Annotated in this window: 21 protein-coding genes; 6 read left to right on the top strand and 15 right to left on the bottom strand. The window is 70.6% G+C overall.

Annotated elements, in window-relative coordinates:
- Positions 1–58 precede the first annotated feature (58 nt).
- Positions 59–856: a S1 family peptidase gene (locus tag ACIO9J_RS33225; protein ID WP_402007773.1), complete on the bottom strand. Its 798-nt coding sequence runs from the start codon at positions 854–856 to the stop codon at positions 59–61.
- 256 nt (positions 857–1,112) lie between these two features.
- On the opposite strand from ACIO9J_RS33225, the gene ACIO9J_RS33220 reads away from it, so the two are divergent.
- On the top strand, positions 1,113–2,072 hold the full coding sequence (locus ACIO9J_RS33220; RefSeq protein ID WP_402007771.1) for a hypothetical protein: 960 nt from the start codon (positions 1,113–1,115) through the stop codon (positions 2,070–2,072).
- A 22-nt stretch (positions 2,073–2,094) separates the two neighbouring features.
- Here ACIO9J_RS33220 and ACIO9J_RS33215 read toward each other — a convergent pair whose 3' ends face one another.
- The 4 genes from ACIO9J_RS33215 to ACIO9J_RS33200 all read right to left on the bottom strand — a co-directional run bounded on the left by ACIO9J_RS33215 (position 2,095) and on the right by ACIO9J_RS33200 (position 7,235).
- Positions 2,095–2,937 carry a pentapeptide repeat-containing protein gene (locus tag ACIO9J_RS33215; RefSeq protein ID WP_402007769.1) on the bottom strand — a complete coding sequence of 281 codons (843 nt, stop codon included), beginning with the start codon at positions 2,935–2,937 and terminating at the stop codon, positions 2,095–2,097.
- Positions 2,938–3,492: 555 nt separating this feature from the next.
- Positions 3,493–5,151 carry a DEAD/DEAH box helicase gene (locus ACIO9J_RS33210; protein ID WP_402007767.1) on the bottom strand — a complete coding sequence of 553 codons (1,659 nt, stop codon included), beginning with the start codon at positions 5,149–5,151 and terminating at the stop codon, positions 3,493–3,495.
- Between the two features lie 142 nt (positions 5,152–5,293).
- Positions 5,294–5,497 carry a cold-shock protein gene (locus ACIO9J_RS33205; RefSeq protein ID WP_030362889.1) on the bottom strand — a complete coding sequence of 68 codons (204 nt, stop codon included), beginning with the start codon at positions 5,495–5,497 and terminating at the stop codon, positions 5,294–5,296.
- 244 nt (positions 5,498–5,741) lie between these two features.
- A complete protein-coding gene (locus tag ACIO9J_RS33200) occupies positions 5,742–7,235 on the bottom strand; it encodes an MFS transporter (RefSeq protein WP_402007765.1) in 1,494 nt (497 codons plus the stop codon).
- Positions 7,236–7,375: 140 nt separating this feature from the next.
- Here ACIO9J_RS33200 and ACIO9J_RS33195 point away from each other — a divergent pair, with 140 nt between their 5' ends.
- Positions 7,376–7,936: a MarR family winged helix-turn-helix transcriptional regulator gene (locus ACIO9J_RS33195; protein WP_402007763.1), complete on the top strand. Its 561-nt coding sequence runs from the start codon at positions 7,376–7,378 to the stop codon at positions 7,934–7,936.
- 249 nt (positions 7,937–8,185) lie between these two features.
- A complete protein-coding gene (locus ACIO9J_RS33190; RefSeq protein ID WP_402007761.1) occupies positions 8,186–9,148 on the top strand; it encodes a tyrosine-protein phosphatase in 963 nt (320 codons plus the stop codon).
- 8 nt (positions 9,149–9,156) lie between these two features.
- Here the strand turns inward: ACIO9J_RS33190 and ACIO9J_RS33185 are convergent, their stop codons facing one another.
- Entirely contained in the window at positions 9,157–9,885 is a 729-nt protein-coding gene (locus tag ACIO9J_RS33185) for a vWA domain-containing protein (protein WP_402007759.1), read from the bottom strand.
- Between the two features lie 58 nt (positions 9,886–9,943).
- The gene (locus ACIO9J_RS33180) at positions 9,944–11,011 is read right to left on the bottom strand and encodes a DMT family transporter (protein WP_402007757.1); all 1,068 of its coding nucleotides are present in this window, start codon (positions 11,009–11,011) and stop codon (positions 9,944–9,946) included.
- 82 nt (positions 11,012–11,093) lie between these two features.
- On the opposite strand from ACIO9J_RS33180, the gene ACIO9J_RS33175 reads away from it, so the two are divergent.
- Positions 11,094–11,939 (top strand): AraC family ligand binding domain-containing protein, encoded by an 846-nt coding sequence (locus ACIO9J_RS33175; RefSeq protein WP_402007755.1) that lies wholly within the window; start codon positions 11,094–11,096, stop codon positions 11,937–11,939.
- A 118-nt stretch (positions 11,940–12,057) separates the two neighbouring features.
- Positions 12,058–12,804, top strand: coding sequence for an SDR family NAD(P)-dependent oxidoreductase (locus tag ACIO9J_RS33170; RefSeq protein WP_402007753.1), 747 nt, complete (start codon positions 12,058–12,060; stop codon positions 12,802–12,804).
- 13 nt (positions 12,805–12,817) lie between these two features.
- Here the strand turns inward: ACIO9J_RS33170 and ACIO9J_RS33165 are convergent, their stop codons facing one another.
- From ACIO9J_RS33165 to ACIO9J_RS33155, 3 genes are all read right to left on the bottom strand, one after another.
- Complete coding sequence (locus ACIO9J_RS33165) at positions 12,818–13,174, bottom strand: hypothetical protein (protein WP_402007751.1); 357 nt, start codon at positions 13,172–13,174, stop codon at positions 12,818–12,820.
- Positions 13,175–13,420: 246 nt separating this feature from the next.
- On the bottom strand, positions 13,421–14,614 hold the full coding sequence (locus tag ACIO9J_RS33160; protein WP_402007749.1) for a hypothetical protein: 1,194 nt from the start codon (positions 14,612–14,614) through the stop codon (positions 13,421–13,423).
- A 23-nt stretch (positions 14,615–14,637) separates the two neighbouring features.
- The gene (locus ACIO9J_RS33155) at positions 14,638–14,865 is read right to left on the bottom strand and encodes a hypothetical protein (RefSeq protein WP_402007747.1); all 228 of its coding nucleotides are present in this window, start codon (positions 14,863–14,865) and stop codon (positions 14,638–14,640) included.
- Between the two features lie 123 nt (positions 14,866–14,988).
- Between ACIO9J_RS33155 and ACIO9J_RS33150 the strand changes: the two genes are divergently transcribed.
- Positions 14,989–15,891 carry a chitosanase gene (locus tag ACIO9J_RS33150; RefSeq protein ID WP_402007745.1) on the top strand — a complete coding sequence of 301 codons (903 nt, stop codon included), beginning with the start codon at positions 14,989–14,991 and terminating at the stop codon, positions 15,889–15,891.
- A gap of 42 nt (positions 15,892–15,933) precedes the next feature.
- Here ACIO9J_RS33150 and ACIO9J_RS33145 read toward each other — a convergent pair whose 3' ends face one another.
- From ACIO9J_RS33145 to gltB, 5 genes are all read right to left on the bottom strand, one after another.
- The gene (locus tag ACIO9J_RS33145; protein WP_402007743.1) at positions 15,934–16,767 is read right to left on the bottom strand and encodes a carbohydrate ABC transporter permease; all 834 of its coding nucleotides are present in this window, start codon (positions 16,765–16,767) and stop codon (positions 15,934–15,936) included.
- Positions 16,764–17,756 carry a carbohydrate ABC transporter permease gene (locus ACIO9J_RS33140; RefSeq protein ID WP_402007741.1) on the bottom strand — a complete coding sequence of 331 codons (993 nt, stop codon included), beginning with the start codon at positions 17,754–17,756 and terminating at the stop codon, positions 16,764–16,766. The genes ACIO9J_RS33145 and ACIO9J_RS33140 overlap by 4 nt, the downstream gene beginning before the upstream one ends.
- Before the next feature lie 60 nt (positions 17,757–17,816).
- The gene (locus tag ACIO9J_RS33135) at positions 17,817–19,118 is read right to left on the bottom strand and encodes a sugar ABC transporter substrate-binding protein (RefSeq protein WP_402007739.1); all 1,302 of its coding nucleotides are present in this window, start codon (positions 19,116–19,118) and stop codon (positions 17,817–17,819) included.
- A 329-nt stretch (positions 19,119–19,447) separates the two neighbouring features.
- The gene (locus ACIO9J_RS33130; protein ID WP_402007737.1) at positions 19,448–20,908 is read right to left on the bottom strand and encodes a glutamate synthase subunit beta; all 1,461 of its coding nucleotides are present in this window, start codon (positions 20,906–20,908) and stop codon (positions 19,448–19,450) included.
- The gene (gene gltB, locus ACIO9J_RS33125; protein WP_402007735.1) at positions 20,901–25,478 is read right to left on the bottom strand and encodes a glutamate synthase large subunit; all 4,578 of its coding nucleotides are present in this window, start codon (positions 25,476–25,478) and stop codon (positions 20,901–20,903) included. Before gltB ends, ACIO9J_RS33130 begins: the two co-directional genes overlap by 8 nt.
- Positions 25,479–25,572: the final 94 nt, after the last annotated feature.

Genomic DNA, 25,572 nt, shown 5'->3' with positions numbered 1-25,572 from the left:
CGCCGGGGGCCGTTCAGATGCCGATCGGATGCCGCTCAGATGCGGGCAGCGGGGGCCGTCAGAGCCCGGACGCCGCCTTCTCTATGTCGGCGGCGAAGGTCGACACCTCGGTGTAGACACCGGGGAACTTCGGCCGCGCGCAGCCGTTGCCCCAGCTCACGATGCCGACCTGGATGTACTCGCCGGCCTCGTCCTTGCGGAACATGGGGCCGCCGGAGTCGCCCTGGCAGGTGTCCGTGCCGCCCTCGGCGAGCTTGCCCGCGCACAGCTCCTCGCCGGGCGTCAGGTCGTCGCCGTACGCCGCCTCGCAGTCGGCGTCGTTGACGAACGGGACGGTCGCCTTGAGGAGGTAGCGCTGCTGGTCGCCACCCTCCTTGTCGGCGCCCCAGCCCGCGATGGTGAAGTCACCCTCGTTGAGCTTGTCGTCCTTGGCGATCTTCAGCGTGGGCTGGTCGATCGGCTTCGCGAGCTTGATGAGCGCCCAGTCCTTGCCCTTGCCGTTGTAGCCGGGGGCCTGGAGCACCTTGGTGGACTTCACGCTGATCGCGTCGGGGCTCTCGAGGTCCACGACGCCACCGGTGGCGGTGATGCTGGTGTTGTCGCCCGAGCCGTCCACACAGTGGGCGGCGGTCAGCACGACGTCCTTGGCATACAGAGCGCCGCCACAGCCCATCGACAGACGGACCATGAACGGGAATTCACCCTGCTCGGCAGGGGTGCCGCCGACGACGCGCTCGCCCGGCTGGGGGCCCGGGTGGGGAGCGGCCTGAGCGGCCAGGGGCTGAAGGCTCACGGTGGCGAGAGCGATCGCACCGAGGGTGGCGGCTCTCTTCACTCCACGCAGCTTGGTCTTCAACTGACTTCCCTTCGTGGGGGGTTCGTGGGGGGTCACGTCCGACGGGCCCACTCCATCCCCACGGGGTGCGCGTGGATGGCATGAGCCCGCCAAAGCGTTGTTGCGGATTATGGAGATCGATGTCCGCTCAGGACAAGGGGCGGTTTCCGGCCACGGCGTGTCGCGCCGCCCGCCATGGCGCCCTGGCGACAGGACGGAACCGCCGTACAGTGGAGGCCGGTTGAGCTGATCCGACACGCCATCAGGGGGTACGGACGTGGCTGACAACGGCGGTCCCGTCGTGCACGGCTATCCCCATCTGGACACGGTGCGCGCCGCGCTCACCGCGCTCTACAAACGCCTCTCGTACGACACCGTGCACACCTTCGAGACCAGCGTCGCCCCCGCCGACGTCGCCTTCAGCGACCAGGACGACCTGCACCTCGGCGTCCAGCGCATCGCCCGCGAGATGGTCCGGCACCTGCGCCTGCCCGACGCCCGCATGATCGTCAGTTTCCGCGAGATGGAACACGCCGCGTACGTCGAACTCGCGGCGGGCCCCGAGTACTTCATCGAGCTCAACGACCGCTTCCGCACCCACCGGCGCGACATCGGCGCGGCGCTCGCCCACGAGGTCATGCACGTGTATCTGCACCGGCTCGACCTCTCCTTCCCCGGCACCCGCGACAACGAGATCCTCACCGACACCGCGACCACCTACCTCGGCGCCGGCTGGCTGCTCCTCGACGCCTACCGCGAGGACGGCGTCTCCTCCCAGAAGCTCGGCTACCTCACCCCCGAGGAATTCGGATACGTCCTGGCCAAGCGGGCGTCGGCCTTCGGCGAGGCGCCGGAGACGTGGTTCACCAGCCCGCAGGCCTACAGCGCCTACACGAAGGGCCTCGCCCAGGCCCGGCGCGACGAGCAGCAGCCGCCGCTGACGGCGGCGGGGTGGGCCGGGCGGCGGCGGTACGCCAAGGACCGGCGGTACGCGGCGGAGCATGGCGCGGGGGTGCGGGGTGGGGGCGGCACGGGTGGGAGCGGCGGTGCCGGTGGGAACGGCGGCGCGGGTGGGAACGGGGGTGGAGTCGGGTACTCCTTCTCCACCGACGGGCTCGGCGCGCTCCGGGTGTCGTTCCCCTGTCCCACCTGCCAGCAGCGGATCCGGGTGCCTGCGCGGGGGCGGGTGCGGGCGCGGTGCACGCTGTGCGGGACCGTGCTGGAGTGTGACGCCTAGACCGGCTCGATGTGTCTCTCGGTCAGGACGTGGCGTCCCAGTGGGACGGGCGCGTCAGGGTGTCGGAGAGCTTGGTCCGCTCGTCGCCCTTCGCCGCGTTCGCCTGCGACTGCGTCAGGAACAGCGCGTCGGTGAGGTCGGCTCCCCGCAGGTCCGCGTCGCGGAGGTCCGCGCCGATCAGGTCCGCCGAGCGCAGGTCGGCGCCGTTCAGGTCGGCGCCGATGAGGTACGCGCCGCGCAGGTCGGCGCCGTTGAGGTCGGCGCCCCTGAGCCTGGCTCCGATGAGGTCGGCGCCGCGTCGCTGCTTCTTCTTGCCGCCCTTGATCCCCTGGCGTACGAGCTCGCTGGTGCGCAGCAGCAGTACGTTCACGTCCTGCCGGTGCGCGGCCACGTCGGTCTCCGCGAGCTCGGCGGGCGAGCCGTCGGTGAGCCGCTCCGTCCTGGCGTACGCCTTCTTGAGCTCTGCGGCGATCGGGGCCGTACGGGGGCGGCTCCGTGCGTCCGCCAAGTACCAGAGCAGTTCGTGGAGTTGCCGCATGATCGGGAACACGTCGAACATCTGACGGGCGGTGGCCGGATCCTTGCGCCAGTCGGTGCCGTCGAAGGTGTCCTGGGAGACGTGCTGGCCCGCGCCGAAGCAGTCGTAGACCGTGCAGCCGCGGAAGCCGTTGCTCCTGAGGTCGCTGTGGATGCCGCAGCGGAAATCCGTCCGGAGGTTGGTGCAGGGTGTGCCGGCCTCCTTGTTCACGGCGAAGTCGGTGGACCGGGTGAAGGTCAGCGCCACGCAGCACAGCCCGAAACAGCTGCCGCAGTCGGCACGCAGGGCGGCGCGGTCGTCCTGAAGGAGGGGCAACTCCGGTGGCATCTGGGGGGCTCCTTCGGGCGGGTGCGGGTGCGGGTGGTGCGGGTGGCGTGCGTTGCTGAGTACATTCTCCCGCGCTGGACGGTGCGCGGTCGCCTGGGGTGCGGTTGTGGGGCGGGGCCGCGCCGGTATGTCCGTCCTCGCTATCCCGGTGAGCGGCCACATTTATGCACCTCGGCTCGTGGCTCTCTGTGCTCCGGGCAGACATACCGCCACGTCCCCTCCGGTCTCGCTCGCGGCTGCGGACCGGTGGGGCCGCGCCGTCGGAGGCACTGCTGCTGCGGAACCGTGAGGTCGCACCGCCGGGGGACGCTCCCGCCGCGGAACCGTGAGACCGCACCGTCGGGGGGGCGCTCCCGCCGCGGAAGGGCGAGGCTGCGCCGCCGGAGGGCGCTGCTGCTGTGGGCAATTGTTCCGCACGGCGGAACGGGTGGGCACAGCCCCCGTCGCCGAGTGGCGGTTACGGGGGCGCAAGGGCGTCGCCGAGAGGGATCCGCCCCGTCGCAGCGGAAAGGTCCGGGTGGGCAAGAGCCACCCGGACCGTAGAACCGCTAACGCTTACGCCGCGCGGCGCCCGCCCTGGCCCCCGCTCCGGCGCGCACGACCGGCGCCCCCGGAAGAGGAACGGCCAGCCCCACCCGCGGAGGACGCACGACCCGCGCCGCCGGAAGCGGAACGGCCCGCGCCACCCGTGGCGGAGGAACGGCCCCCGCCACCCGTGGCGGAGGACGAAGAGCCGCCCTGCCCCTGGCGGGGCGCACGCCGCTGGCCCTGGCCACTGCCACCCTGGCCCGCCGCCCGCGGCCGACGCCGCCGCTGCGCAGGCTGCGCCGCCGGCTGCGGCGTCTCGATGACGACCGGCACGCCGGAGGGCTCACGCGCCCCGGTGATCCGCACCAGCTCCTCGTCCGAGGAGGTGATCCGCGCCGTGTTGGGGCGGATCTCCGCGTCGGACATCAGCCTCGTCATGTCCCGCTTCTCCTCGGGGAGTACGAGGGTGACGACGCTGCCGGACTCCCCCGCCCGCGCGGTGCGCCCGCCGCGGTGGAGGTAGTCCTTGTGGTCGGTGGGCGGGTCCACGTTCACGACCAGGTCGAGGTCGTCGACGTGGATGCCGCGCGCCGCGACGTTCGTGGCGACCAGGGCGGTGACCTGCCCGGTCTTGAACTGGTCGAGCGTCCGGTTGCGCTGCGGCTGCGAACGGCCGCCGTGCAGGCCGGAGGCCCGTACACCGTTGGCGAGCAGCCGCTTGGTGAAGCGGTCCACGGCACGCTTGGTGTCCAGGAACATGATCACGCGGCCTTCGCGGGCGGCGATCCGCATCGCGACGGCCTTCTTGTCCGTCTCGTCCGCGACGTAGAGGACGTGGTGCTCCATCGTCGTGACCGCGCCCGCGGACGGGTCCACGGAGTGCACGACGGGGTCGGTGAGGAACATCCGCACCAGGCGGTCGATGTTCTTGTCCAGCGTCGCCGAGAACAGCATGGTCTGGCCGCCCTGCTCGACCTGCTTGAGCAACGCCGTGACCTGCGGCATGAAGCCCATGTCGGCCATCTGGTCGGCCTCGTCGAGAACCGTCGTACGCACCCGCGAGAGATCGCAGTCGCCGCGCTCGATCAGGTCCTTGAGGCGGCCGGGGGTGGCCACGAGGATCTCGGCGCCGCGGCGGAGCGTGCCCGACTGCTTGGTGATCGACAGGCCGCCGACGACCGTCGCCAGACGCAGGTTCACCGACGTCGCGTACGGCGTGAGGGCGTCCGTCACCTGCTGGGCGAGCTCGCGCGTGGGGACCAGGACCATGGCGAGCGGCGACTTCGACTCGGCGCGCTGACCGGATGTTCGGGCCAGCATCGCGAGGCCGAAGGCCAGCGTCTTGCCGGAGCCGGTACGGCCGCGGCCGAGGATGTCGCGGCCCGCGAGGGAGTTGGGGAGCGTGGCCGCCTGGATCGGGAACGGGGCCGTGACGCCCTGGGCCGCCAGCGTCTTCAGGAGTGCTTCCGGCATGTCCAGGTCGCCGAACGCCTCGACGGAGGGCAGCGCGGGCGTGATGCTCTCGGGCAGTGCGAACTCGCCGCCCTGCGCCGGCTTCGGCTTACGGCTGCCGGGCTTCTTCGCGGAATACCCGGCGCCCTTCGCCTGGCCGTTCGGACGTCCCTTTCCAGCTGCGTTCGTGGGGCGCTTGCGGGCGGGGCGTGCCGGGCGTTCGGAGCGGTTCATGCAGTAATGCCTTCCTGGTCGCTGGACTTCCGGACCTCTGAGCCTGTGCGGCTCTGGGCCCGGTTGGGCCCGATGACAGCGCAAGCCGAGGCCCGCACCTTCCGGTGCGGGCCTCGGCTGTGAGGTTCGCGCGCTGTGGCGATCAGGCAGGAACGATGTTCTCGGCCTGCAGGCCCTTCTGGCCCTGGGTCACCTCGAAGGAGACCTTCTGGCCCTCGAGGAGCTCACGGAAGCCCGAGGACGCGATGTTCGAGTAGTGGGCGAAGACGTCGGGGCCGCCGCCGTCCTGCTCGATGAAGCCGAAGCCCTTTTCCGAGTTGAACCACTTAACGGTGCCGGTTGCCATGTCAATCTCCTCAACAGGGGCAGAGTATGGAGAACCACGGAATTGTGAGCCTCCAGCGCTGCAATGACCCCCATCCGGAGAGAACCGGAAAAAACAATAATGCGCCCTCGGAGCATTCCCGTCAGGCGCACATAAAGTTCATGGGTACCAAAACTGCAACACATAACTTTAACATGCCGCAGGGACCCCGTGTTCCCGGGTCCCCGCGAGACGTACGCCACCGTACGGCATGCCCGCGCCGCCCTCACCGGTCGCCGGTCACCGCCCGCCGGGGCAGGGCCAGGCACAGCACCGCGCAGAGGCCGAAGCCCGCCGCCACCCACGGCATCGCCACGGAGAGCGCGTCCGTCAGGCCGGTCGAGGCGTGACCGAAGAAGACCGTGCCGATCACCGCCGCACCCAGCGCCCCGCCGAACTGCTGGGCCGTCGAGAAGATCCCCGAGGCCCCGCCCGCCATCTCCGCGGGCACCGCGGACAGGACCACGTTGACCAGCGGCACGACCAGGAAGCCGAGTCCGGCCCCCGCGACCAGGAGTCCTGGCGCCAGCGGCCACGCCCCGGTGTGCCGCGCGGACGAGTCGGCGACCGCGGACCAGACCCAGAGGAAGCCGCCCGCCATGAGCAGCGAACCGGCGACCAGGACGAGCCGCCCGTACGCGGCGGCCAGCCGGTCGGCGACGGGCGCGGTCAGGAAACCGCCCACGGAGAAGGCGACGGTCACGACACCCGCCTGCATGGGGGTGTAGCCCTCGCTGCCCTGCAACCAGATCGCGAAGACCAGGAAGAAGCCCTGCATCCCGAGTGAGAAGAGCAGCTGGACCACGACGCCCACGGAGAACGCGGGCAGCTTGAAGGCGCGGGCGGGCAGCAGCGGCACGGTCGCACCCGGGCGCCGCCGCCCCTCGACCACGGCGAGGCCCACGAGCCCGAGCACCCCGGCGGCCAGACAGCCCCAGCCCCACAGCGGCCAACCGTTGGCACGGCCCTGGACGAGGGGAAGGACCACGGCGACCAGCGCCGCGGCGAGGACGAGGCTGCCGAGGACGTCGGGGCGACCTGCGGACCGCTCCTTGGTGGCCGGTACGAGGAGGAGTCCCGCCACGAAGGTCGCCGCGGCCACCGGCAGGTTCACCAGGAACACCGAGCGCCAGCCCCAGCCGAAGAGGTCCGCGCCGGTGAGCACGCCGCCGAGCAGCAGCCCGACGGCGGAGGCGAAGCCGGCCACCGCCCCGTACATCCCGAAGGCCGCGCCCCGCTCCTTGCCCTGGAAGAGGGTCCGGAACGAGCCGAGCACCTGCGGCATGAGCAGCGCCGCCATGACGCCCTGGACGGCGCGCGCCGCGACGAGCTGTCCTGGCGACTGCGCGATGCCGCACGCCAGGCTCGCGACCCCGAATCCGGCGGTGCCCGCGAGGAAGAGCGCCTTGCGGCCGTAGCGGTCGCCGAGGTGGCCGGAGACGATCAGCGTCGCGGCGAAGCCGAGGAGGTAGGCGGAGACGATCCACTGCAGCGCGCTCTCGGAGGCGCCGAGCTCGCGGCCGATCGACGGGATCGCGACATTGACGATGGTGACGTCGAGCAGGTCCATGAGCGCGGCGACCATCATGACGGCGGCCGCGGCCCAGCGGCGGGGATGCGGGTGACCGGCGCCGCCAGGGGTGGATGGGGCGTGTGCTGCGGGTGTGGCGTGTGGTGCGGCGGTGGTGTGTGACGCGGATGTGGTGCGCGTGGTGGGCATGGCGCCTCCAAGGGCCTCTCGGGCGGCGGCCGGAACCGAATCCGATGTATTTCGTTCGGCCGAACGAAAGAGTTACACGAGCCCACCCCTGATCACAAGTCTTTCGTTCGGCCGAACGAAATATGAGCTAGGGTTCCCGCATGGCCAGCGACCCCCGCGATCAGCCCCGCACCCGCCCCCGGCGGCAGCCGAAGTCGCAGCAGCGCCCGCAGCCTCGGCAGGCCGAGCCGGACGTCCGCGCCGAGTGGCGGCGCGCCGAAGTCCTCGAGCAGCTCACCGCCGCCGGGCGCGAGAACAGCGCCGTCACCGTGATGTTCCACTCCGCCGTCGCCGCCCGGCAGGGGCTCGGCGCCACCGAGACCAAGACGCTCGACCTGCTCCAGCGCGGCGGCCCGCTCACCGCCAAGGAACTCGCCGAGCGCACCGCGCTCGCGCCCGCCTCGGTGACCGGCCTCGTCGACCGCCTGGAGAGCAAGGGCTTCGTGCGCCGGGTCAAGCACCCCACCGACAAGCGGCGCGTGCTGATCGAGATCCGGCAGGAGCGGCTCACCGACCTGGAGGAGATCTTCGAGGACTGGGCCCGCGAAGTCGGCGAGCTCTACGAGGAGTTCAGTACGGACGAGCTGGAGACCGTCACGCGATTCCTGGAAGGTGCGTCCGAGCGCCAGCGTCGCGCGGCGGCCCGCCTCTCGAAGGACTGAGCCCCGGGCACGCGCCGACAGCCGCCTCAGGACCGCACGGCCTCATGGCCTACCGCACGACATCAAGACATCAAGACCTCAAGACCTCCCCAAAGGGAGGCTCTCGCTCCTCAACTCCGGCCGCCATAGCCCTAGTTGACGATTCGTCAATATCTGACGCGCGCCCCTTCCTCCCGCACGGACCCCTCGCTACCTTCTGCCAAACAATCGCTTGGTTGGGACACCGGCGATCCCTTGGAAGGCGGCCCGATGCGCATCTCTCATCCCCGTACGGCAGCCGGACTGGCCATCTCCGCGCTCGCCCTCGGCACCCTGCCCGCCTGGGCGGCCCCCACCGACCCCCTCGCGTCGACGACCAGAACCACATCCGCGTCCGTGTCTGCGCCCGCACCCACACCCGCGAAGACGTCCACACCCCTCGCGTACCAGAACCAGATCCCGCTCCAGGGCGCGGTCAACGTCCGCGACGTGGGCGGCTATCGGACCTACGACGGGGAGCGGGTCCGCACGGGCCAGGTCTTCCGCGCCGACGCGCTCAACAAGCTCACCGACGCCGACCTCGGCACCGTCTCCCGGCTCGGGCTCAAGAAGGTGATCGACTTCCGGGTGCCCGCCGAGGTCCAGTACGACGGCGCGGACCGGCTGCCCGGCGGACTCACGCCGACCTCACGGGCGATCACCGACAACGGCCTGTTCACCCAGCTCCTCACCGCGATCGGCTCCAAGGACCCGGTCAAGCAGGAGGAGATGCTCGGCAACGGCAAGGCCGCCGCGTTCATGCGGGACGTCTACCGGACCTTCGTCACCGACGCGACCAACCGCGCGCAGTTCGCGGCCACCCTGCGCGACATCGCGGGCAGCCGTTCGCCGCTGCTCTACCACTGCACGTCGGGCAAGGACCGCACCGGCTGGACGACGTATCTGCTCCTTCGGCTCGTCGGGGTGCCCGACACGACCGCCGTGGGCGACTACCTGGCCTCCAACACCTACCGCGCCGCGTACGACGCGAAGCTGCGCGAGGCGCTCAAGCAGGGCGGGCTCATGCAGAACCCGGACCTGATCATCCCGCTCCAGGAGGTCCGCACCGACTACCTCGGCACGGCGCTCGACGAGGCCACCAAGCGGTACGGCGGGCTACAGGGCTATCTGACCAAGGGGCTCGGACTCGACGCGGGCACGATCCTGAAGCTGCGCCAGCGCATGGTCGACTAGTACTGGTACTAGGGCTGAGCCACGATCCCGCTCGCCCGCGCCGCCGCGAGCCACGCGGGGAACTCCCCCACCAACTGGTCGTACAGCCGCTCGTCCGGCACCTTCAGGGGGTCGTTCCCCGCGTGGAAGAAGCCCGCGTTGTCGACCGCGCGCTTGGCGGGCACGGCGAGTTCGTCGAGTTTGCGGAGATAGTCGAACTGCTTGCTCGTCGGATCGCCGAAGCCGATGAACTGCCAGAACAGCGGCAGCTTCGCCGCCTTGCAGAGATAGCGCTCGGCGGCGAGCTTGTTGATGGGGCCGCCGTCGGTCTGGAAGATCACCAGGGCGGGCGCGGTGGAGCCGCTGTCGACGTAGTGGTCGATGACGGCGTCCATCGCCAGGTGGTAGCTGGTCTTGCCCATGTGCCCGAGCCCGGCGACGATCTCGTCGATCCTGCCGTGGTGGTTGTCGAGCGCGATGTCCGTCACCGCGTCGATGTCCGTGGAGAAGAAGACGGTGGGCACGGTCCCGTCGTCGTCGAGGTGCGCGGACAGGCCGAGAACCCGGTCGGCGAGCGCCTGCACGCTGCCGTCCTTGTAGTACGGCCGCATGGACCCGGAGTAGTCGACGACGAGGTAGACCGCGGCCCGCGCGCCCACCAGGCCGTGCTTGCGCAGCGAGACCCCGGCGCTCTTGTACAGGCTGACCAGCGCGGGCGCCGAGTCCTCCACCTTGCGCAGACTGATCGCGGACTCCATGCGCCACCGCTCCGTTCCTCGTCGTTCCCCGGCGCCTGATCGCTCCGGCGCCGGTCCGTCAGCGGCCGAGGGTACGCGTCCCGCGCGGGCGCGGGGCCGCCGCGGACGGCCGTTCCCGTGCGCCGGTCCGCCACGGCAGCCACCCCTGGGTCGCGGCGAGCACAGCGCCCGCCAGCAGGACGAGCGCGCCGATCGCCTGTACGGATCCGAAGGACTCCCCGAGGAACAGCGTCCCGCAGACGGTGTTGACGACCGGGACGGTGAACATCATCAGCGACGCCGACGCGGGACCGACGGCGGCCACTCCCCGGTAGTAGAGGAGGTTGGCGACGGCGGCGGCGCCGAGCGCCAGGTAGCAGACATTGAGCCAGACGCCGGGGGGCAGTTCGCCCCACGGCACGTCGCCGAGGTCGGGCACGGCGACCGCGGCGAGGAGCAGGGCGCCCGCGCACGTGGCGTACGTGGTGGCGCGCAGCGGGTCGACGCCCGCGAGCACCCGGGGGCCCGCCAGGGTGTACGCCGCCCAGCACACCGCGCTGAGCAGGAACAGGGCGTCACCGGCGAGTCGCGAGGCGCCGCCGGCCGCGCTGCCGCCCGCGCCGAGGAAGAAGACCAGGGCTCCGGCGAGCCCGAGGCCGAGTCCGGCGAGCCGTGCGCCGGACGCCCGTTCGCGGCCCGTGACCACCAGGAAGAAGCTGGTGAGCACCGGGCTCATGACCGGGATGAGGATCCCCGCGTCCAGGGACGGCGCGAGGGAGAGTCCCCAGAAGAACGCGCTGTTGTAGGCGAAGACACCGAGGACACCGGCGAGCGCCGCGACTCCGACGGCCCGGCGCGTGGGCCTGGCGGGACGGCCACCGCGATCACCGCGATCACCGCGATCACGGCGGTCACGGCGGTCACCGCGATCACTGTGATCACCGCGGTCACCGCGACCGGCGCGGCCGCCGAACACGGCGACGGCCGTCAGGAGCGCGAGCGCGGCCCCGCCGAAGCGCAGCAGCGCGGCCACCGAGTGCGGGACGTGCTCGACCACCGACTTGGAGCTGGAGAAGGCACTTCCCCACAGCACCATCGTGATCGTGAGCAGGAGATACGGGCTGCTCAGACCCTTCTTCGTGGACATGCAGCCCACTCTCGCGCCCCGCACAGGACCACGTATTGAACGCTGGTGCGCTCCCTCTGGGCAGCGGGCCATACTGGCGTTCATGGCCACGCCCGAGTCCCCCGACACCTGGGTGCGCTACTGGCGGGACGCCGCTCGTCCGCTCGAAGCCATGCACGCGCACTTCCTGGATCACGTGTATCCGCCGCACAGCCACGACACGTACTCCTTCGGCATCACCGACGCGGGCGCCCAGCGCTTCCGCTGCCGGGGCGCGAGCCACACCAGCGGCGCCGGGATGGTGATGGCCCTCAATCCGGACGAGGCGCACGACGGGCAGGCCGCCGCCGAGGTGGGGTACCAGTACCGGATCGTGCACATCGGCCCTTCCGTGGTGCGGGAGGTCGTCGCCGACGCGACCCAGGGGCGCTCGGCCGCGCTGCCGCTGTTCGTTCAGCCGGTGCTCACCGACCCCGTGCTCACCTCCGCGCTCGCCGCGCTGCACGCCGCGCTGGCCGGTGGCGCCGACCCGCTGGTCCGCGACGAGCGGCTCGTCGCCGCCGTCACCGCGCTGACCCGGCGCGGCGCGGCGTCCGCGCTCCCCGCCGCGCGGGAGCTGACGCCGACCGACCACGCCCGTGGCCAGGCCGCGCGCCGGGCCCGCGCGCTGCTGGACGAGACGTACCGGGAGCCGGTCTCCGCCGAGCGGCTCGCCGAGGCGGCGGGGTGCAGCAGGTTCGCCCTGTACCGCGCCTTCCGCGCCACCTACGGGCTCGCCCCCAGCGAGTACCAGCGCCAGCTCAGGCTGCGCCGCGCCCGCGCGCTGCTGCGCACCGGCAGCACGCCCGCCGACGCGGCGGCCGATGCGGGCTTCGCCGACCAGGCCCACTTCGGCCGCTGGTTCCACCGCGTCTACGGCATCACCCCCGGCGCGTTCCGCAGCGCCTGACCCGCTCACCTGTCGCCGCCCCTTCCTGCCCCTTCCTGTCCCTTCCTGTCCCTTCTCTCTCTCGCACCTGACTGCTAGAGATATGCCGTTCAGTCATACGGCGGACAGGAGACTCGGCATGGACTCCCGGGAGATCTCGTACGGCCTGGCGGGCAGGACGGTGCTGATCACCGGCGCCGGGCGCGGCCAAGGAGCCGTGGAGGCACGGCTGTTCGCGGCCGCGGGGGCGCGGGTCGTGCTCACCGATGTGCGCGAGGAGGAGGGCCGCGAGGTCGCCGGTTCCCTCGGGGAGCAGGGGCTCTTCGTCCGCCACGACGTCACGGACGCCGACAGCTGGGCGTCGGCCGTGGCCGCGGCCGTCGGGACGTTCGGACGGCTCGACGTCCTGGTGAACAACGCCGCGCTGTGGCGCACGGCGTCCGTCGAGGACGAGACGTACGAGAACTTCGAGGCCCTGCTCCGGGTCAATCTGCTCGGCCCCTTCCTCGGCGTCCAGGCGGTGCTGCCCGCGCTGAAGGAGGCGGGCGGCGGCTCGATCGTCAACGTCTCGTCGACGGCCGGCCTGGTCGGCATTCCGGGCCACGCGGCGTACGGCTCTTCGAAGTTCGGGCTGCGGGGGCTGACCCGGTCCGCGGCGCTCGACCTGGCGAAGTACCGGGTCCGGGTCAACTCCGTTCATCCCGGGGCGATCGACACCCCGATGGTCGCCGCGGCCTCCGCCGGGCGGGACTGGTCGCATCTGCCGCTGGGCAGGATGGGCCGCCCGGAGGAGGTCGGCGAGCTGGTGCTGTTCCTGGCGTCGGACGCGTCGTCGTACGTCACCGGGGCGGAGTTCACCGTGGACGGCGGTTCGACGACGGGGTGAGCCGCCTGTCGGCTCAGTGGCGGTCGGTGAAGTACACCGAGCGCAGCTTGAGGCGGTCCGTGGCGGGGTGTCCGTGCGGTCGGAGCGTCCAGGAGTCGCCGTTGCACTCCGGCTCGGTGAACACCATCACCCAGGTGTCGGTGTCGTTGTGCGGGGCGAACGCGGGCTCGGAGGCGTCCGGGTCGGCGACCTCGGCGAGCGTGACGCAGCCGGGGCTCTCCGGGTCGTGCAGGGTGACCGACTGCGGCGTGCCGTTGAGACCGACGTACTTGTAGGAGAAGTCGCCGGTGGCGGCGGTCGCCGAGGTCGGCAGGGTGACGACCAGGGCGAGCGCGCCGAGGGCGGCGGCGAAGGTGGTGCGGAGGCGCATGAAGTCCTTTTCCGTTGCGGGAGCTGATGGATCCGCCTGCGCACTGCCCCGTGCGTGCCTTCGGGATGCCGCATGTCCCCCGTACGGGCCTGCCGCATCGATCCTGCGTGCGCCATGTGGGTGAGCCCCGGTAGGGGCGCGGGGAACCGCGCGCTCAGCGCGCGAAGAGCCGCGGTCGCGTCTGCCGGGATCCCGGCACACGCGACTGCGGCTCCTTCGTGGTTGCTCGCGCGGTTCCGCGCGCCCCTACGGGCCCGGCTGACCCGCCTGCTCCTGGAACGCGGGCAGTTCGAAGATCCTGGTCTTGGCCTCGTCGTCCATCAGCTCGACCAGCGGCATGACCAGTTCCCACAGGTCCCGCTTGTCGACCTCAAGGGCCATCGCGTCCAGGGCGGCCGCAGGCAACGCGCCCGCCGTGTCGGCGACGGTCTTGCGGGAGTCCGCGGGGAGCGCCTCGACCAGGGGCAGGAACTCCGCCCACAGGCCCGTCGCCACCACCGCCCGCACGACCCCGCCGAGGACGTCCCCGCCCCGCAGCGACGGCAGCGCGGCGACCGCCCTGCGCTCGTCCTCGGTGAGCAGCGCGACCAGCGGGAGCAGCGACTCCCAGAGGTTCTGCGCGGCCACCGTCGTCACCAGGGAGTCGAGCCGGTCCTGCGGCTGGGCCGCGGCGAGCGAGGCGATGCGGCCGCGCTGTTCGCCGGTCACCATGCTGGCCACGGCGAGCGCCTCGGGCCACAGGCCCTCGCCCGCCGCCGACGCGATCACCGAGGCGAGCCGCTCCGGACCCATCAACTCGATGATCTGGCCGAGGCGTTCGGGCACGTCGATGGCGAACCCGGTCCTGAGGACGGCCGCGTCGTCGACCTGCGGCAGGATGCGGCGCAGCGCGGAGTCCGGCAGATGGCCGACGAAGCGGCCCATCGTCAGATGGTCGCCCCGTTCGGCGAGGGCCACCGCGATGCGTACGACGAGGTTCTCGTCGAGCCGGCCGACGATGCCCTCGATCCGGCGTGGGTCGAGGTGTCCGCACGACTCGGCGGTGAACGCCACCGGCAGCTTCTCGATGATGTCGGCGGCGCGGGCCGGCTCCAGGCGTCCCGCGACGGCTGCGGCGAGGCGCGGGCCGAGCGCCTTCTGCGAGATGGCGGCCGCGACCCCGGCCGGCACCAGCTTGGTGGCGGCGGCGATGCGGTCGAGCATCTCGGGGGCCCGGTCGAACAGGGCCGCCACGCTCTGTTCGCGGAAGCGGCGTACGTCGTCGACGGGCAGGGTCCGCAGGAACGCGAGCGTGTCCGGCTCGACGTCCAGGAGGCGGGCGATCTTCAGGATCTCGGCCCTGGCGCGCAGCTCGTCCCCGCTGCCTCGACCGTCTCCGCTCCCGGAGCCGTCCGGACCGCCCGTGCCGTCCGCGCTGTGGGTGATGGGGGCGCTGTTCATGGTTCGCTCCTCGCTCCCCTCGGCTATCGGAAGAGGATCCGGCGGACGGGTCCGCGGGCCAGCGCGGGCACCAGCTTCAGTGCCTCCTCGGCCGCCTCGTTGAGCCCGGCGGCCCTGCTCTCGCGCTGCCGGGCGAGCGCGTCGGTCAGCGTCGCCAGCTGCTGCGGCGTCAACTGCCCGAAGGAGTCGGCCGGTTCGTCGCGCAGCTCCGCGCTCAGCCGCTCCTTCTGTTCCCCTGCTTCGGTGCTCATACGGCCTCCCAGGGCGCCGTCCGGGCTGGGTGAGGACCCGAGACTGACGCCGAATTGACTTTTAGTCAATAGAGCGCGTTCCGGAAGGCGCGCTACCGCGCGGGCGCCCGTAATCTTGTCCGAATGAAACGTGCCGGCCTGCTCCTCCTCGTCGCCGTCGCCCCGGTCGCCACCGTGGCCGCCTACCTCATGGGCGGGGAATCGGACGCGGGCGAGGCCGCGAACGGCGGGGCGGCCCGTGGCACCCAGCACCCGTACGACGAGGGGAAGTCGGCGGCCGAGCGCAAGGCCGACGACGAGCTGATCGCGGACCTGCCGCCGGGCCTCGCCGCACCCGCGAAGAAGGAGCTCGCCCAGCAGCTGGTGGCGAGCGCGGAGAATTCGACGCTCGACTGGCGCGGCCAGTACGGCTACGTCGAGGACATCGACGACGGCCACGGCTACACCGCGGGCATCATCGGCTTCTGCACCGGCACCCACGACCTGCTGACCCTGGTCGAGCGCTACACCAAGGCCCACCCGGACAACGGCCTGGCCCGCTATCTGCCCGCCCTGCGCGAGGTCGACGGCAGCGCATCGCACAAGGGGCTCGACCCCGGATTCACCAAGGCGTGGCGGGCGGAGGCCCGCGAGCCCGCCTTCCGCGAGGCCCAGAACAGCGCGCGCGACCGCGTCTACTTCGACCCCGCGGTGCGCCTGGCCAAGCTCGACGGACTGGGCACGCTGGGCCAGTTCATCTACTACGACGCGATGGTCCTGCACGGCCCCGGCACCGGCCCGCGCGGCTTCTACGGCCTGCGCGAGGCGGCCCTGAAGGAGGCGGACACGCCCTCCCAGGGCGGCAAGGAGAAGGCCTACCTCGACATCTTCCTGGACATCCGCCGCAAGGCGATGAAGCAGGAGAAGGCGCACCGCGACACCACGCGTGTGGACACGGCCCAGCGCCGGTTCCTCTACGACGGCAACCTGGACCTGCGCACGCCGCTGACCTGGCAGGTGTACGGGGAGACGTTCAAGGTGCCGTGACCGGCCCCGAACGCCTCCCCGTGGAGGTAAGGCACAGCGGGCTCAGCCCTTGACGGCACCCGCCGCGAGGCCGGAGCCGAGCTTGCGGTGGATGACCACGAAGAAGATCATCACCGGCACCGTGACCAGCGTGGAGCTGGCCATGACCGGTCCCCAGGCCGTCGAGTTCTCACCGAAGAACTGGTAGATGCCCACGGCGGCCGTGTACTTGTCGCTGCCCTTCATGAACGTGTACGCGAAGACGAACTCGTTCCACGCCGTGATGAACGCGAAGATCGACGTGGCCACCAGGCCCGGCGCGACCAGCGGGAGCAGCACCGACCAGAACATCCGGAACCAGGAAGCCCCGTCGATGTACGCGGCCTCCTCGATCTCCTTGGGGATGGTGGCGACGAAGCCGCGCAGCGTCCAGATCGCGAAGGGCAGCGAGAGCGCGATGTAGACGATGCTCAGGCCCAGCAGGGAGTTGAGCATGTCGTAGTCCCGCATCTGGATGAAGAGCGGGATGACGAGGGCTTCGAGCGGCACCATCTGCACGATCAGGATCATGATCAGTACGGAGGTGCGGAAGCGGAACTTGAAGCGCGCCACCGCGATGGCGGCGAAGAGCGAGAGCACGCCCGCGGCGACGATCGTGGCGAGACCCACGAGCGCCGAATTCAGCAGGTAGGTACCGAAGTTGCCCTTCTGGAATACATACGTGAAGTGCTCGAAGCTGATGCCGCTCGGCAGCACGTCCGAGCCGCGCAGCGACGCCTTCGGGTCGAGCGCCGTGGAGATCATCCAGTAGACGGGGAAGAGCGTGAAGACCAGGAGCGCGGCGACCGCGACCGGCAGGCCGACGCGCGAGGCGAGTGTGGTGCGGCGTGTACTCACAGGTCCTCCTCCCCCTGGCGGAACAGCGTGCGGATGTAGACGACGGTGATGAGCAGGAGCAGCACGGTGAGCAGCACCGCGGCCGCGGCGCCCGTGCCGTAGTCGTTCTTGGCGAAGGCCTGGATGTAGGAGAAGACGCCGAGGTTGTAGACGTCCTCGTTGGAGCCGTCGCCGCCGGGTTGCAGATAGATCTGGGTGAAGACCTTGAAGTCCCAGATGGTGGAGAGGATGGTCACCACGAGGAAGACGGGCTTGATCGTCGGCACCGTGATGTTCCAGAACCGCTGCCAGGCGTTGGCGCCGTCCAACTCCCCCGCCTCGTACAGCTCCTTGGGGATCGTCATGAGCCCCGCGAGGACGGTGATGGCGACGAACGGGAAGCCGTGATGGATCACGTTCAGCGTCGCGATCGCGTAGAACGGCCCGCGCTCGGTGAACCAGTTGGTGGTCTCCGGGTCGATCAGGCCGAGCGATCCGGCGATCTGGCTGACCATGCCGTCCTGCGGCTGGAAGAGCCAGATCCAGACGTAGGTGCCGGTGACCGCGGGCATCGCCCAGGCGGCGAGGATCGCGATCGAGCAGATCAGCCGCCAGAAGTGGCCGAGGCGGTTGAGGAGCAGGGCGACGAGCGTGCCGAGCGCGACGGTCAGGCCGACGCAGGCGATGGCGAAGAAGACGGTGTTGGGCAGGACCGTCTTCCACAGCAGGCTGCTGGAGAGCAGATCGGTGTAGTGGTCGAGGCCGGTGAACGTCCCCACGCCGCCGCCGAACTTCACCTCGTAGTCCTGCATCGAGAGCTTGCCGACCTGGATCAGCGGCCAGAGCAGCAGGCCCGCGAGGACCAGCAGGGACGGTGCGAGCAGGAGCCAGGGGCGGGTGACGGTGAGGAGCTTCTTGCGGCGGCGGGCCGCTTCGGCTCCGCCGTCGGACTTCAGGGGGCCGCGGCGGGCCGGAGCTTCCGGCCCGCCGTCGACGAGCGTCTCTTTCACGGTGCCGTGTCTTTCACAGTGGGGTTCACAGTGTCCTTCACGTGCCGAACTCGCCCCCGGCTACTTGTCCTTGGCGAAGATCGCGTCCATGTCCTTGGCCGCCTTGTCCGCCGCGTCCTTGACGGAGGACTTGCCGGTGAGGATCGACTGGACCATGCCGGGGATGACCTTGGAGGCCTGGATCTCGCCGTACGCCTTGGTCTTGGGGACGGTCGCGCCGGCCTCCAGCATCTGCTTGGCGAACGGCTCGACCAGCGGGTCCTTCTTCGCCTCGATCTTCTTCAGCTCGGAGTTCTGACCGGGGAAGTAGTTCGTCTGCTCGGCCCACTTGGCGGCGAACTCGCCGGTGGTCAGCATCTTCACGAACTCCCAGGCGAGGTCCTTCTTGTCCGTGTTGAAGGTGGACAGGTAGGAGCCGCCGAGGAAGGACTTGCTCATGCCGCCGTTCTCGCCGGGGATCGGGACGGCGCCGAGCTTGCCCTTGAGGTCCTTGTTGGCGTCGACGATGGCCTTCGGGGTCCAGTTGCCGCCGACCGACATCGCGATCTCGCCCTTGTTCCAGGCGTCGCCGACCTCCTTCTCCGTCCAGGTGTTGACCTTGGCGGGAGAGACCTTGTCCTTGGTGGCGAGGCCCGTGTAGTACTCGATGCCCTTGATGGCCTCCGGCGAGTTGAGGCCGGACTTCCACTTGCCGCCGGACTCGGTGGCGAGTTCACCGCCCGCGCCCCAGATGAAGGGGGCCGCGAACATCTCGGCGCCGCCCGCCACCGGGAAGGAGACCATCTTCGGCTCCTTCTCCTTGAGCGTCTTGGCGGTCGCCTCCAGCTCCTTCCACGTGGTCGGGGCCTTCAGGCCGTGCTTCTCGAAGATGTCCTTGCGGTAGACGATGGAGCGGACGCCCGCGTACCACGGCATGCCGTACTGCTTGCCGTCGAGCGTGCCCGCGTCCTTGAGGCCCGGGACGAGGTCGTCGTTCAGGCCCGACTTCTTGACGTCGTCGGTGACGTCGACGAGGGCGCCGGTCTCCGCGAACTGCGGCACCCAGGTCGTGCCGACCTCGGCCACGTCGGGCACCTGGTCCTCGCCGCCCTCGATGGCGGTGGTGAACTTCTTCTGCGCCGTGGCCCACTGCTGGTACTCGACGTGGATCTTGGCGCCGGTCTTCTTCTCGAAGGCCTTCCCGGCCTCCGCGAAGAACGGCCGCGCGTCGGGGTTGGTCCCCTCCATGATCCATACGGTGAGGGTCTTGCCCTTGCCGTCCGTGGCCTTGTCACCCGAGTCGCCGTCATCCCCACCGCACGCCGTGGCGGTCAGTCCGAGACTCATGGCGATACAACCAGCGGCGATGACACGTCGATTCATGCCGGCCCCCTCCAGGTTCCGTTAGGTGGGAGCGATTGTGGTCACAGCTGACCGAGGCGGTCTAGACCCATTGGGATAAGCGGCCGAACCGTAATGAGGGTTGCGGGTGACGCAACATGCGCTCATGCCATTGCGCACCACGCAACGCGTACGTCACGTGGGCGGGGTGCGCGGGTCCGGCGCGCACCGGCGGGAACGGGCCGAAACGCGACGACGCCCGCCTCCGTCCGGTCGGGGACAAAGCGGGCGCCGCGTCAGTTCCGCACACCGTTGTGCGGGACGAATGAGGGGTCGTACGGAGGAAGACCGTACGGGAGGAACCGTACGGGCTAGACCGTCAGGGCACGGTCCGTCGGACGGATCGGGGCCGGAAGATCACTCGCACCGGTGAGGAAACTGTCCACGCCGCGCGCCGCCGAGCGGCCCTCGGCGATCGCCCAGACGATGAGCGACTGGCCGCGGCCCGCGTCGCCGGCCACGAAGACGCCGGGGACGTTCGTCTGGAATTCGGCGTCGCGCGCCACGTTGCCGCGCTCGTCGAGCTCCAGGGCGAACTGGTCCACCAGACCGTTCTCGCGGTCGGTGCCGGTGAAGCCCATCGCGAGCGTGACCAGCTGGGCGGGGATCTTGCGCTCGGTGCCCGGCTTCTGGGTCAGCTTGCCGTCGACGAACTCCACCTCGACCAGGTGCAGGAACTGGACGTTGCCGTCCTCGTCGCCCTCGAAGTGCGTGGTCGAGACGGAGTAGACCCGCTCGCCGCCCTCCTCGTGCGCGGAGGTCACCTTGTAGAGCATCGGGAAGGTCGGCCAGGGCTGGCCGGCGGCCCGCTCGTCGCCCGGCTTCGGCATGATCTCCAGCTGCGTCACGGAGGCCGCGCCCTGGCGGTGGGCGGTGCCCACGCAGTCCGCGCCCGTGTCGCCGCCGCCGATGACGACGACGTGCTTGCCCTCGGCGGTGATGGGGGGCGCCACGAAGTCGCCCTCCTGCACCTTGTTGGCGAGCGGCAGGTACTCCATGGCGAAGTGGATGCCGGTCAGCTCGCGGCCGGGCACCGGCAGGTCGCGGGAGATGGTCGAGCCCGCGGCGATGACCACGGCGTCGTAGCGCTTGCGCAGCTTGGCGGCGTCGATGTCGCGGCCGATCTCCACGCCCGTACGGAACTTGGTGCCCTCCGCGCGCATCTGCTCGATGCGGCGGTTGATGTGCCGCTTCTCCATCTTGAACTCGGGGATGCCGTAGCGCAGCAGGCCGCCGATGCGGTCGGCGCGCTCGTAGACGGCCACCGTGTGGCCCGCCCGGGTCAGCTGCTGGGCCGCGGCCAGGCCCGCGGGGCCCGAGCCGATGACGGCGACGGTCTTGCCGGAGAGCCGCTCGGGCGCCTGCGGGGCGACGTCGCCGGTGTCCCAGGCCTTGTCGATGATGGAGACTTCGACGTTCTTGATGGTGACGGCCGGCTGGTTGATGCCGAGCACGCACGCCGCCTCGCACGGGGCCGGGCAGAGCCGCCCCGTGAACTCCGGGAAGTTGTTGGTGGCGTGCAGCCGCTCCTGCGCGGCCTGCCAGTCCTCGCGGTAGGCGTAGTCGTTCCACTCGGGGATCAGGTTCCCCAGCGGACAGCCGTTGTGGCAGAACGGGATGCCGCAGTCCATGCAGCGCGAGGCCTGCTTGGAGATGATCGGGAGGAGCGATCCTGGAACGTAGACCTCGTTCCAGTCCTGGACGCGCTCGCCGACCGGGCGGGTCTGCGCGACCTCGCGGCCGTGATTCAGAAAGCCCTTGGGATCAGCCATTGGTCGCCGCCTCCATCATCTTCTCGGTGATCTCGGTCTCGGAGAGACCGGCTCGCTCGGCGGCGTCCTTGGCGGCGAGCACTGCCTTGTACGTGCTGGGGATGATCTTGCTGAAGCGGTCCACGGCGACGGCCCACTCGGCGAGCAGCTTCCCGGCGACGGTCGAGCCCGTCTCCTCCTGGTGGCGGCGCACGGCGTCGTGCAGCCACTGCTTGTCGCTCTCGTCGAGGGCCTCGACGGCCGCCTGGTTCCCGGCGTTGACGTTGTCGCGGTCGAGGTCGATCACGTACGCGATGCCGCCCGACATGCCGGCCGCGAAGTTGCGGCCCGTCTCGCCGAGGACCACCGCGTGGCCGCCGGTCATGTACTCGCAGCCGTGGTCGCCCACGCCCTCGGAGACGACGGTCGCGCCGGAGTTGCGGACGCAGAAGCGCTCGCCGGTGCGGCCGCGCAGGAACAGCTCGCCGCCGGTCGCGCCGTAGGCGATGGTGTTGCCCGCGATCGTCGAGTACTCGGCGAGGTGGTCGGCGCCCCGGTCGGGACGGACCACGATGCGGCCGCCCGAAAGGCCCTTGCCCACGTAGTCGTTGGCGTCGCCCTCCAGGCGCAGCGTCACACCGCGCGGCACGAACGCGCCGAAGGACTGGCCCGCGGAGCCGGTGAAGGTGATGTCGATGGTGTCGTCGGGCAGGCCCGCGCCGCCGAACTTCTTCGTCACCTCGTGGCCGAGCATGGTGCCGACCGTGCGGTTGATGTTGCGGATGGCGACCTGGGCGCGCACCGGGTGCGCCTCCGTGGCGCTGGAGGCGGCGAGGGCGTCGGCGGCGAGCTTGATCAGCTCGTTGTCGAGCGCCTTCTCCAGGCCGTGGTCCTGGACGGTGATCTGGTGCCGGACGGCGCCCGCGGGCAGCGAAGGCACGTGGAACAGCGGAGCCAGGTCCAGGCCCTGCGCCTTCCAGTGCGAGACGGCCTTCTCCGTGTCGAGCAGCTCGGCGTGGCCGACGGCCTCCTCGATGGTGCGGAAGCCCAGCTCGGCGAGGATCTCGCGGACCTCTTCGGCGATGAACTCGAAGAAGTTGACGATGAATTCGGGCTTGCCGGAGAACCGGTCGCGCAGCGCCGGGTTCTGCGTGGCGATGCCGACCGGGCAGGTGTCCAGGTGGCAGACGCGCATCATGACGCAGCCGGAGACGACGAGCGGCGCGGTGGCGAAGCCGAACTCCTCGGCTCCGAGCAGCGCGGCGATGATGACGTCGCGGCCGGTCTTCAGCTGGCCGTCGGTCTGCACCACGATGCGGTCGCGCAGGCCGTTGAGCAGCAGGGTCTGCTGGGTCTCGGCGAGGCCGAGCTCCCAGGGGCCGCCCGCGTGCTTGAGGCTCGTCAGCGGGGACGCGCCGGTGCCGCCGTCGTGGCCGGAGACGAGCACCACGTCCGCGTGCGCCTTGGAGACACCCGCGGCGACCGTGCCGACACCGACCTCGGAGACCAGCTTCACGTGGATCCGCGCCTGCGGGTTCGCGTTCTTCAGGTCGTGGATCAGCTGGGCCAGATCCTCGATGGAGTAGATGTCGTGGTGCGGCGGCGGCGAGATGAGGCCGACGCCGGGCGTCGAGTGCCGCGTCTTGGCGACCCACGGGTACACCTTGTGGCCGGGCAGCTGGCCGCCCTCGCCGGGCTTGGCGCCCTGCGCCATCTTGATCTGGATGTCGTCGGCGTTGACGAGGTACTCGCTGGTGACGCCGAAGCGGCCGGAGGCGACCTGCTTGATGGAGGAGCGCCGGGCCGGGTCGTACAGACGCTCCGCGTCCTCGCCGCCCTCACCGGTGTTGGACTTGCCGCCCAGCTGGTTCATGGCGATGGCGAGCGTCTCGTGCGCCTCGCGGGAGATCGAGCCGTACGACATGGCGCCGGTGGAGAAGCGCTTGACGATCTCGGAGACCGGCTCGACCTCGTCGATCGAGATCGGCTTGCGGTCGGCCGACTTGAAGCCGAACAGGCCGCGCAGCGTCATCAGGCGCTCGGACTGCTCGTTCACGCGGCCCGTGTACTGCTTGAAGATGTCGTAGCGGCGGCTGCGCGTGGAGTGCTGGAGGCGGAAGACCGTGTCCGGGTCGAACAGGTGCGGCTCGCCCTCGCGGCGCCACTGGTACTCGCCGCCGATCTCCAGGGCGCGGTGCGCCGAGGGGATGCCGGACGCCGGGTACGCCTTGGCGTGCCGGGCGGCGACCTCCTTGGCGATGACGTCGAGACCGGCGCCGCCGATCTTCGTGGTCGTGCCGCTGAAGTACCGCTCCACGAAGGACGCGTCGAGGCCGACGGCCTCGAAGACCTGGGCGCCGCGGTAGGAGGCGACCGTGGAGATGCCCATCTTGGACATGACCTTCAGGACGCCCTTGCCGAGGGCGTAGATCAGGTTGCGGATGGCCTGCTCGGCCCCGCCGTCCTCGGCCTGGAGGAAGGTGCCCGCGCGGACCAGGTCCTCGACGGACTCCATCGCGAGGTAGGGGTTGACGGCGGCGGCGCCGTAGCCGATGAGGAGGGCCACGTGGTGGACCTCGCGCACGTCGCCCGCCTCGACGAGCAGGCCCACCTCGCTGCGCTGCTTCGTACGGATGAGGTGGTGGTGGACGGCCGCGGTGAGCAGCAGCGAGGGGATCGGCGCGTGCTCGGCGTCGGAGTGCCGGTCGGAGAGCACGATGAGGCGGGCGCCCGCCTCTATGGCGGCGTCGGTCTCGGAGCAGATCTCGTCGATGCGGGCGGCGAGCGCGTCGCCACCGCCGCCGACGCGGTAGAGGCCGGAGAGCGTCGCGGCCTTCATGCCGGGCATGTCGCCGTCGGCGTTGATGTGGATGAGCTTGGCCAGCTCGTCGTTGTCGATCACCGGGAAGGGCAGCGTGACGCTGCGACAGGACGCGGCGGTCGGGTCGAGCAGGTTGCCCTGCGGGCCGAGCGAGCTGTGCAGCGAGGTGACGAGCTCCTCGCGGATGGCGTCCAGCGGCGGGTTGGTGACCTGCGCGAACAGCTGAGTGAAGTAGTCGAAGATCAGCCGCGGGCGCTCGGAGAGGGCGGCGATCGGGGTGTCCGTGCCCATGGAACCGAGCGGCTCGCCGCCGGTCCTGGCCATCGGCGCGAGGATGACGCGCAGCTCTTCCTCGGTGTAGCCGAAGGTCTGCTGGCGGCGCGTGACGGAGGCGTGCGTGTGCACGATGTGCTCGCGCTCGGGCAGGTCGGAGAGCTCGATCTCGCCGGCTTCCAGCCACTCCTGGTACGGGTTCTCGGCGGCGAGGGCGGCCTTGATCTCGTCGTCCTCGACGATGCGGTGCTCGGCGGTGTCGACGAGGAACATGCGGCCGGGCTGCAGCCGGCCCTTGCGGACGACCTTCGCGGGGTCGATGTCCAGGACGCCGACCTCGGAGCCGAGGACGACGAGGCCGTCGTCGGTGACCCAGTAGCGTCCCGGGCGCAGGCCGTTGCGGTCGAGAACGGCGCCCACCTGCGTACCGTCGGTGAAGGTGACGCACGCCGGGCCGTCCCAGGGCTCCATCATCGCGGAGTGGTACTGGTAGAAGGCGCGTCGGGCCGGGTCCATGGAGGCGTGGTTCTCCCAGGCCTCCGGGATCATCATCAGCACGCTGTGCGGCAGCGAACGTCCACCGAGGTGCAGGAGTTCGAGCACCTCGTCGAAGGACGCGGAGTCGGAGGCGTCGGGCGTGCAGATCGGGAAGATCCGGTCGAGCCGCTCATCTCCGAAGAGACCCGAGGCGAGCTGCGACTCACGGGCACGCATCCAGTTGCGGTTGCCCTTGACGGTGTTGATCTCACCGTTGTGGGCGACGAAGCGGTACGGGTGCGCGAGCGGCCAGCTCGGGAACGTGTTCGTCGAGAAGCGCGAGTGGACCAGGGCGACGGCCGTGGCGAAACGGCGGTCGGAGAGGTCGGGGAAGAAGGGCTCCAGCTGTCCCGTGGTCAGCATGCCCTTGTAGACGATCGTGCGGGCGGAGAGCGAGGGGAAGTACGTCGCCGCCTCGCGCTCGGCGCGCTTGCGCAGTACGAACGCCTTGCGGTCCAGCTCAAGACCCTGGGTGTCACCGTCGGCGACGAAGATCTGCCGGAACACGGGCATCGTCGAGCGGGCCGTGGCACCGAGCAGCTCGGGGGCGACGGGGACGTCGCGCCAGCCGAGGACGGTCAGGCCCTCCTCGGAAGCGATCGTCTCGATCTGCGAGACGGCGGCATCGGTGGTGCCCGCGGTGTCGACCGGCAGGAAGGCGATGCCGACGGCGTAGGCGCCGGCCTCGGGGAGCTGGAATCCGGCCACCTCGCGCAGGAAGGCGTCCGGCACCTGGAGCAGGATGCCCGCGCCGTCGCCGGAGTCCGGCTCGGACCCGGTGGCGCCGCGGTGCTCGAGGTTGCGCAGTACCGTCAGCGCCTGTTCGACCAGCTCATGGCTGGCAACACCGGTGAGGGTGGCCACGAACCCGACACCACAGGCGTCGTGTTCGTTACGGGGGTCGTACATCCCCTGGGGGGCGGGGCGACCGTCCATGGGCGACCAGGCGTGGGTACGCATCGGCACTCCCGTCGTCGTCGTGGCATATGCAATGAGCGAGGGACGACGTTGGCCCTGGCAAAATTTCGTGCAGGTTACATGATGGAACGCTTCT

The organism is Streptomyces sp. NPDC087300 (assembly GCF_044744425.1).
In the GTDB taxonomy this organism is placed as follows: domain Bacteria; phylum Actinomycetota; class Actinomycetes; order Streptomycetales; family Streptomycetaceae; genus Streptomyces.
This window is presented reverse-complemented; position numbering and strand designations above follow the sequence as displayed.

What these genes read in the sequence shown, in the direction of transcription:
- ACIO9J_RS33135 (WP_402007739.1), bottom strand. Translation starts at nt 19,118, where the DNA reads ATGAATCGACGTGTCATCGCCGCTGGTTGTATCGCCATGAGTCTCGGA.
- ACIO9J_RS33170 (WP_402007753.1), top strand. Translation starts at nt 12,058, where the DNA reads ATGGACTCCCGGGAGATCTCGTACGGCCTGGCGGGCAGGACGGTGCTG.
- ACIO9J_RS33190 (WP_402007761.1), top strand. Translation starts at nt 8,186, where the DNA reads ATGCGCATCTCTCATCCCCGTACGGCAGCCGGACTGGCCATCTCCGCG.
- ACIO9J_RS33205 (WP_030362889.1), bottom strand. Translation starts at nt 5,497, where the DNA reads ATGGCAACCGGCACCGTTAAGTGGTTCAACTCGGAAAAGGGCTTCGGC.
- ACIO9J_RS33130 (WP_402007737.1), bottom strand. Translation starts at nt 20,908, where the DNA reads ATGGCTGATCCCAAGGGCTTTCTGAATCACGGCCGCGAGGTCGCGCAG.
- ACIO9J_RS33155 (WP_402007747.1), bottom strand. Translation starts at nt 14,865, where the DNA reads ATGAGCACCGAAGCAGGGGAACAGAAGGAGCGGCTGAGCGCGGAGCTG.
- ACIO9J_RS33165 (WP_402007751.1), bottom strand. Translation starts at nt 13,174, where the DNA reads ATGCGCCTCCGCACCACCTTCGCCGCCGCCCTCGGCGCGCTCGCCCTG.
- ACIO9J_RS33200 (WP_402007765.1), bottom strand. Translation starts at nt 7,235, where the DNA reads ATGCCCACCACGCGCACCACATCCGCGTCACACACCACCGCCGCACCA.
- ACIO9J_RS33150 (WP_402007745.1), top strand. Translation starts at nt 14,989, where the DNA reads ATGAAACGTGCCGGCCTGCTCCTCCTCGTCGCCGTCGCCCCGGTCGCC.
- gltB (WP_402007735.1), bottom strand. Translation starts at nt 25,478, where the DNA reads ATGCGTACCCACGCCTGGTCGCCCATGGACGGTCGCCCCGCCCCCCAG.
- ACIO9J_RS33180 (WP_402007757.1), bottom strand. Translation starts at nt 11,011, where the DNA reads ATGTCCACGAAGAAGGGTCTGAGCAGCCCGTATCTCCTGCTCACGATC.
- ACIO9J_RS33215 (WP_402007769.1), bottom strand. Translation starts at nt 2,937, where the DNA reads ATGCCACCGGAGTTGCCCCTCCTTCAGGACGACCGCGCCGCCCTGCGT.
- ACIO9J_RS33160 (WP_402007749.1), bottom strand. Translation starts at nt 14,614, where the DNA reads ATGAACAGCGCCCCCATCACCCACAGCGCGGACGGCACGGGCGGTCCG.
- ACIO9J_RS33210 (WP_402007767.1), bottom strand. Translation starts at nt 5,151, where the DNA reads ATGAACCGCTCCGAACGCCCGGCACGCCCCGCCCGCAAGCGCCCCACG.
- ACIO9J_RS33175 (WP_402007755.1), top strand. Translation starts at nt 11,094, where the DNA reads ATGGCCACGCCCGAGTCCCCCGACACCTGGGTGCGCTACTGGCGGGAC.
- ACIO9J_RS33185 (WP_402007759.1), bottom strand. Translation starts at nt 9,885, where the DNA reads ATGGAGTCCGCGATCAGTCTGCGCAAGGTGGAGGACTCGGCGCCCGCG.
- ACIO9J_RS33195 (WP_402007763.1), top strand. Translation starts at nt 7,376, where the DNA reads ATGGCCAGCGACCCCCGCGATCAGCCCCGCACCCGCCCCCGGCGGCAG.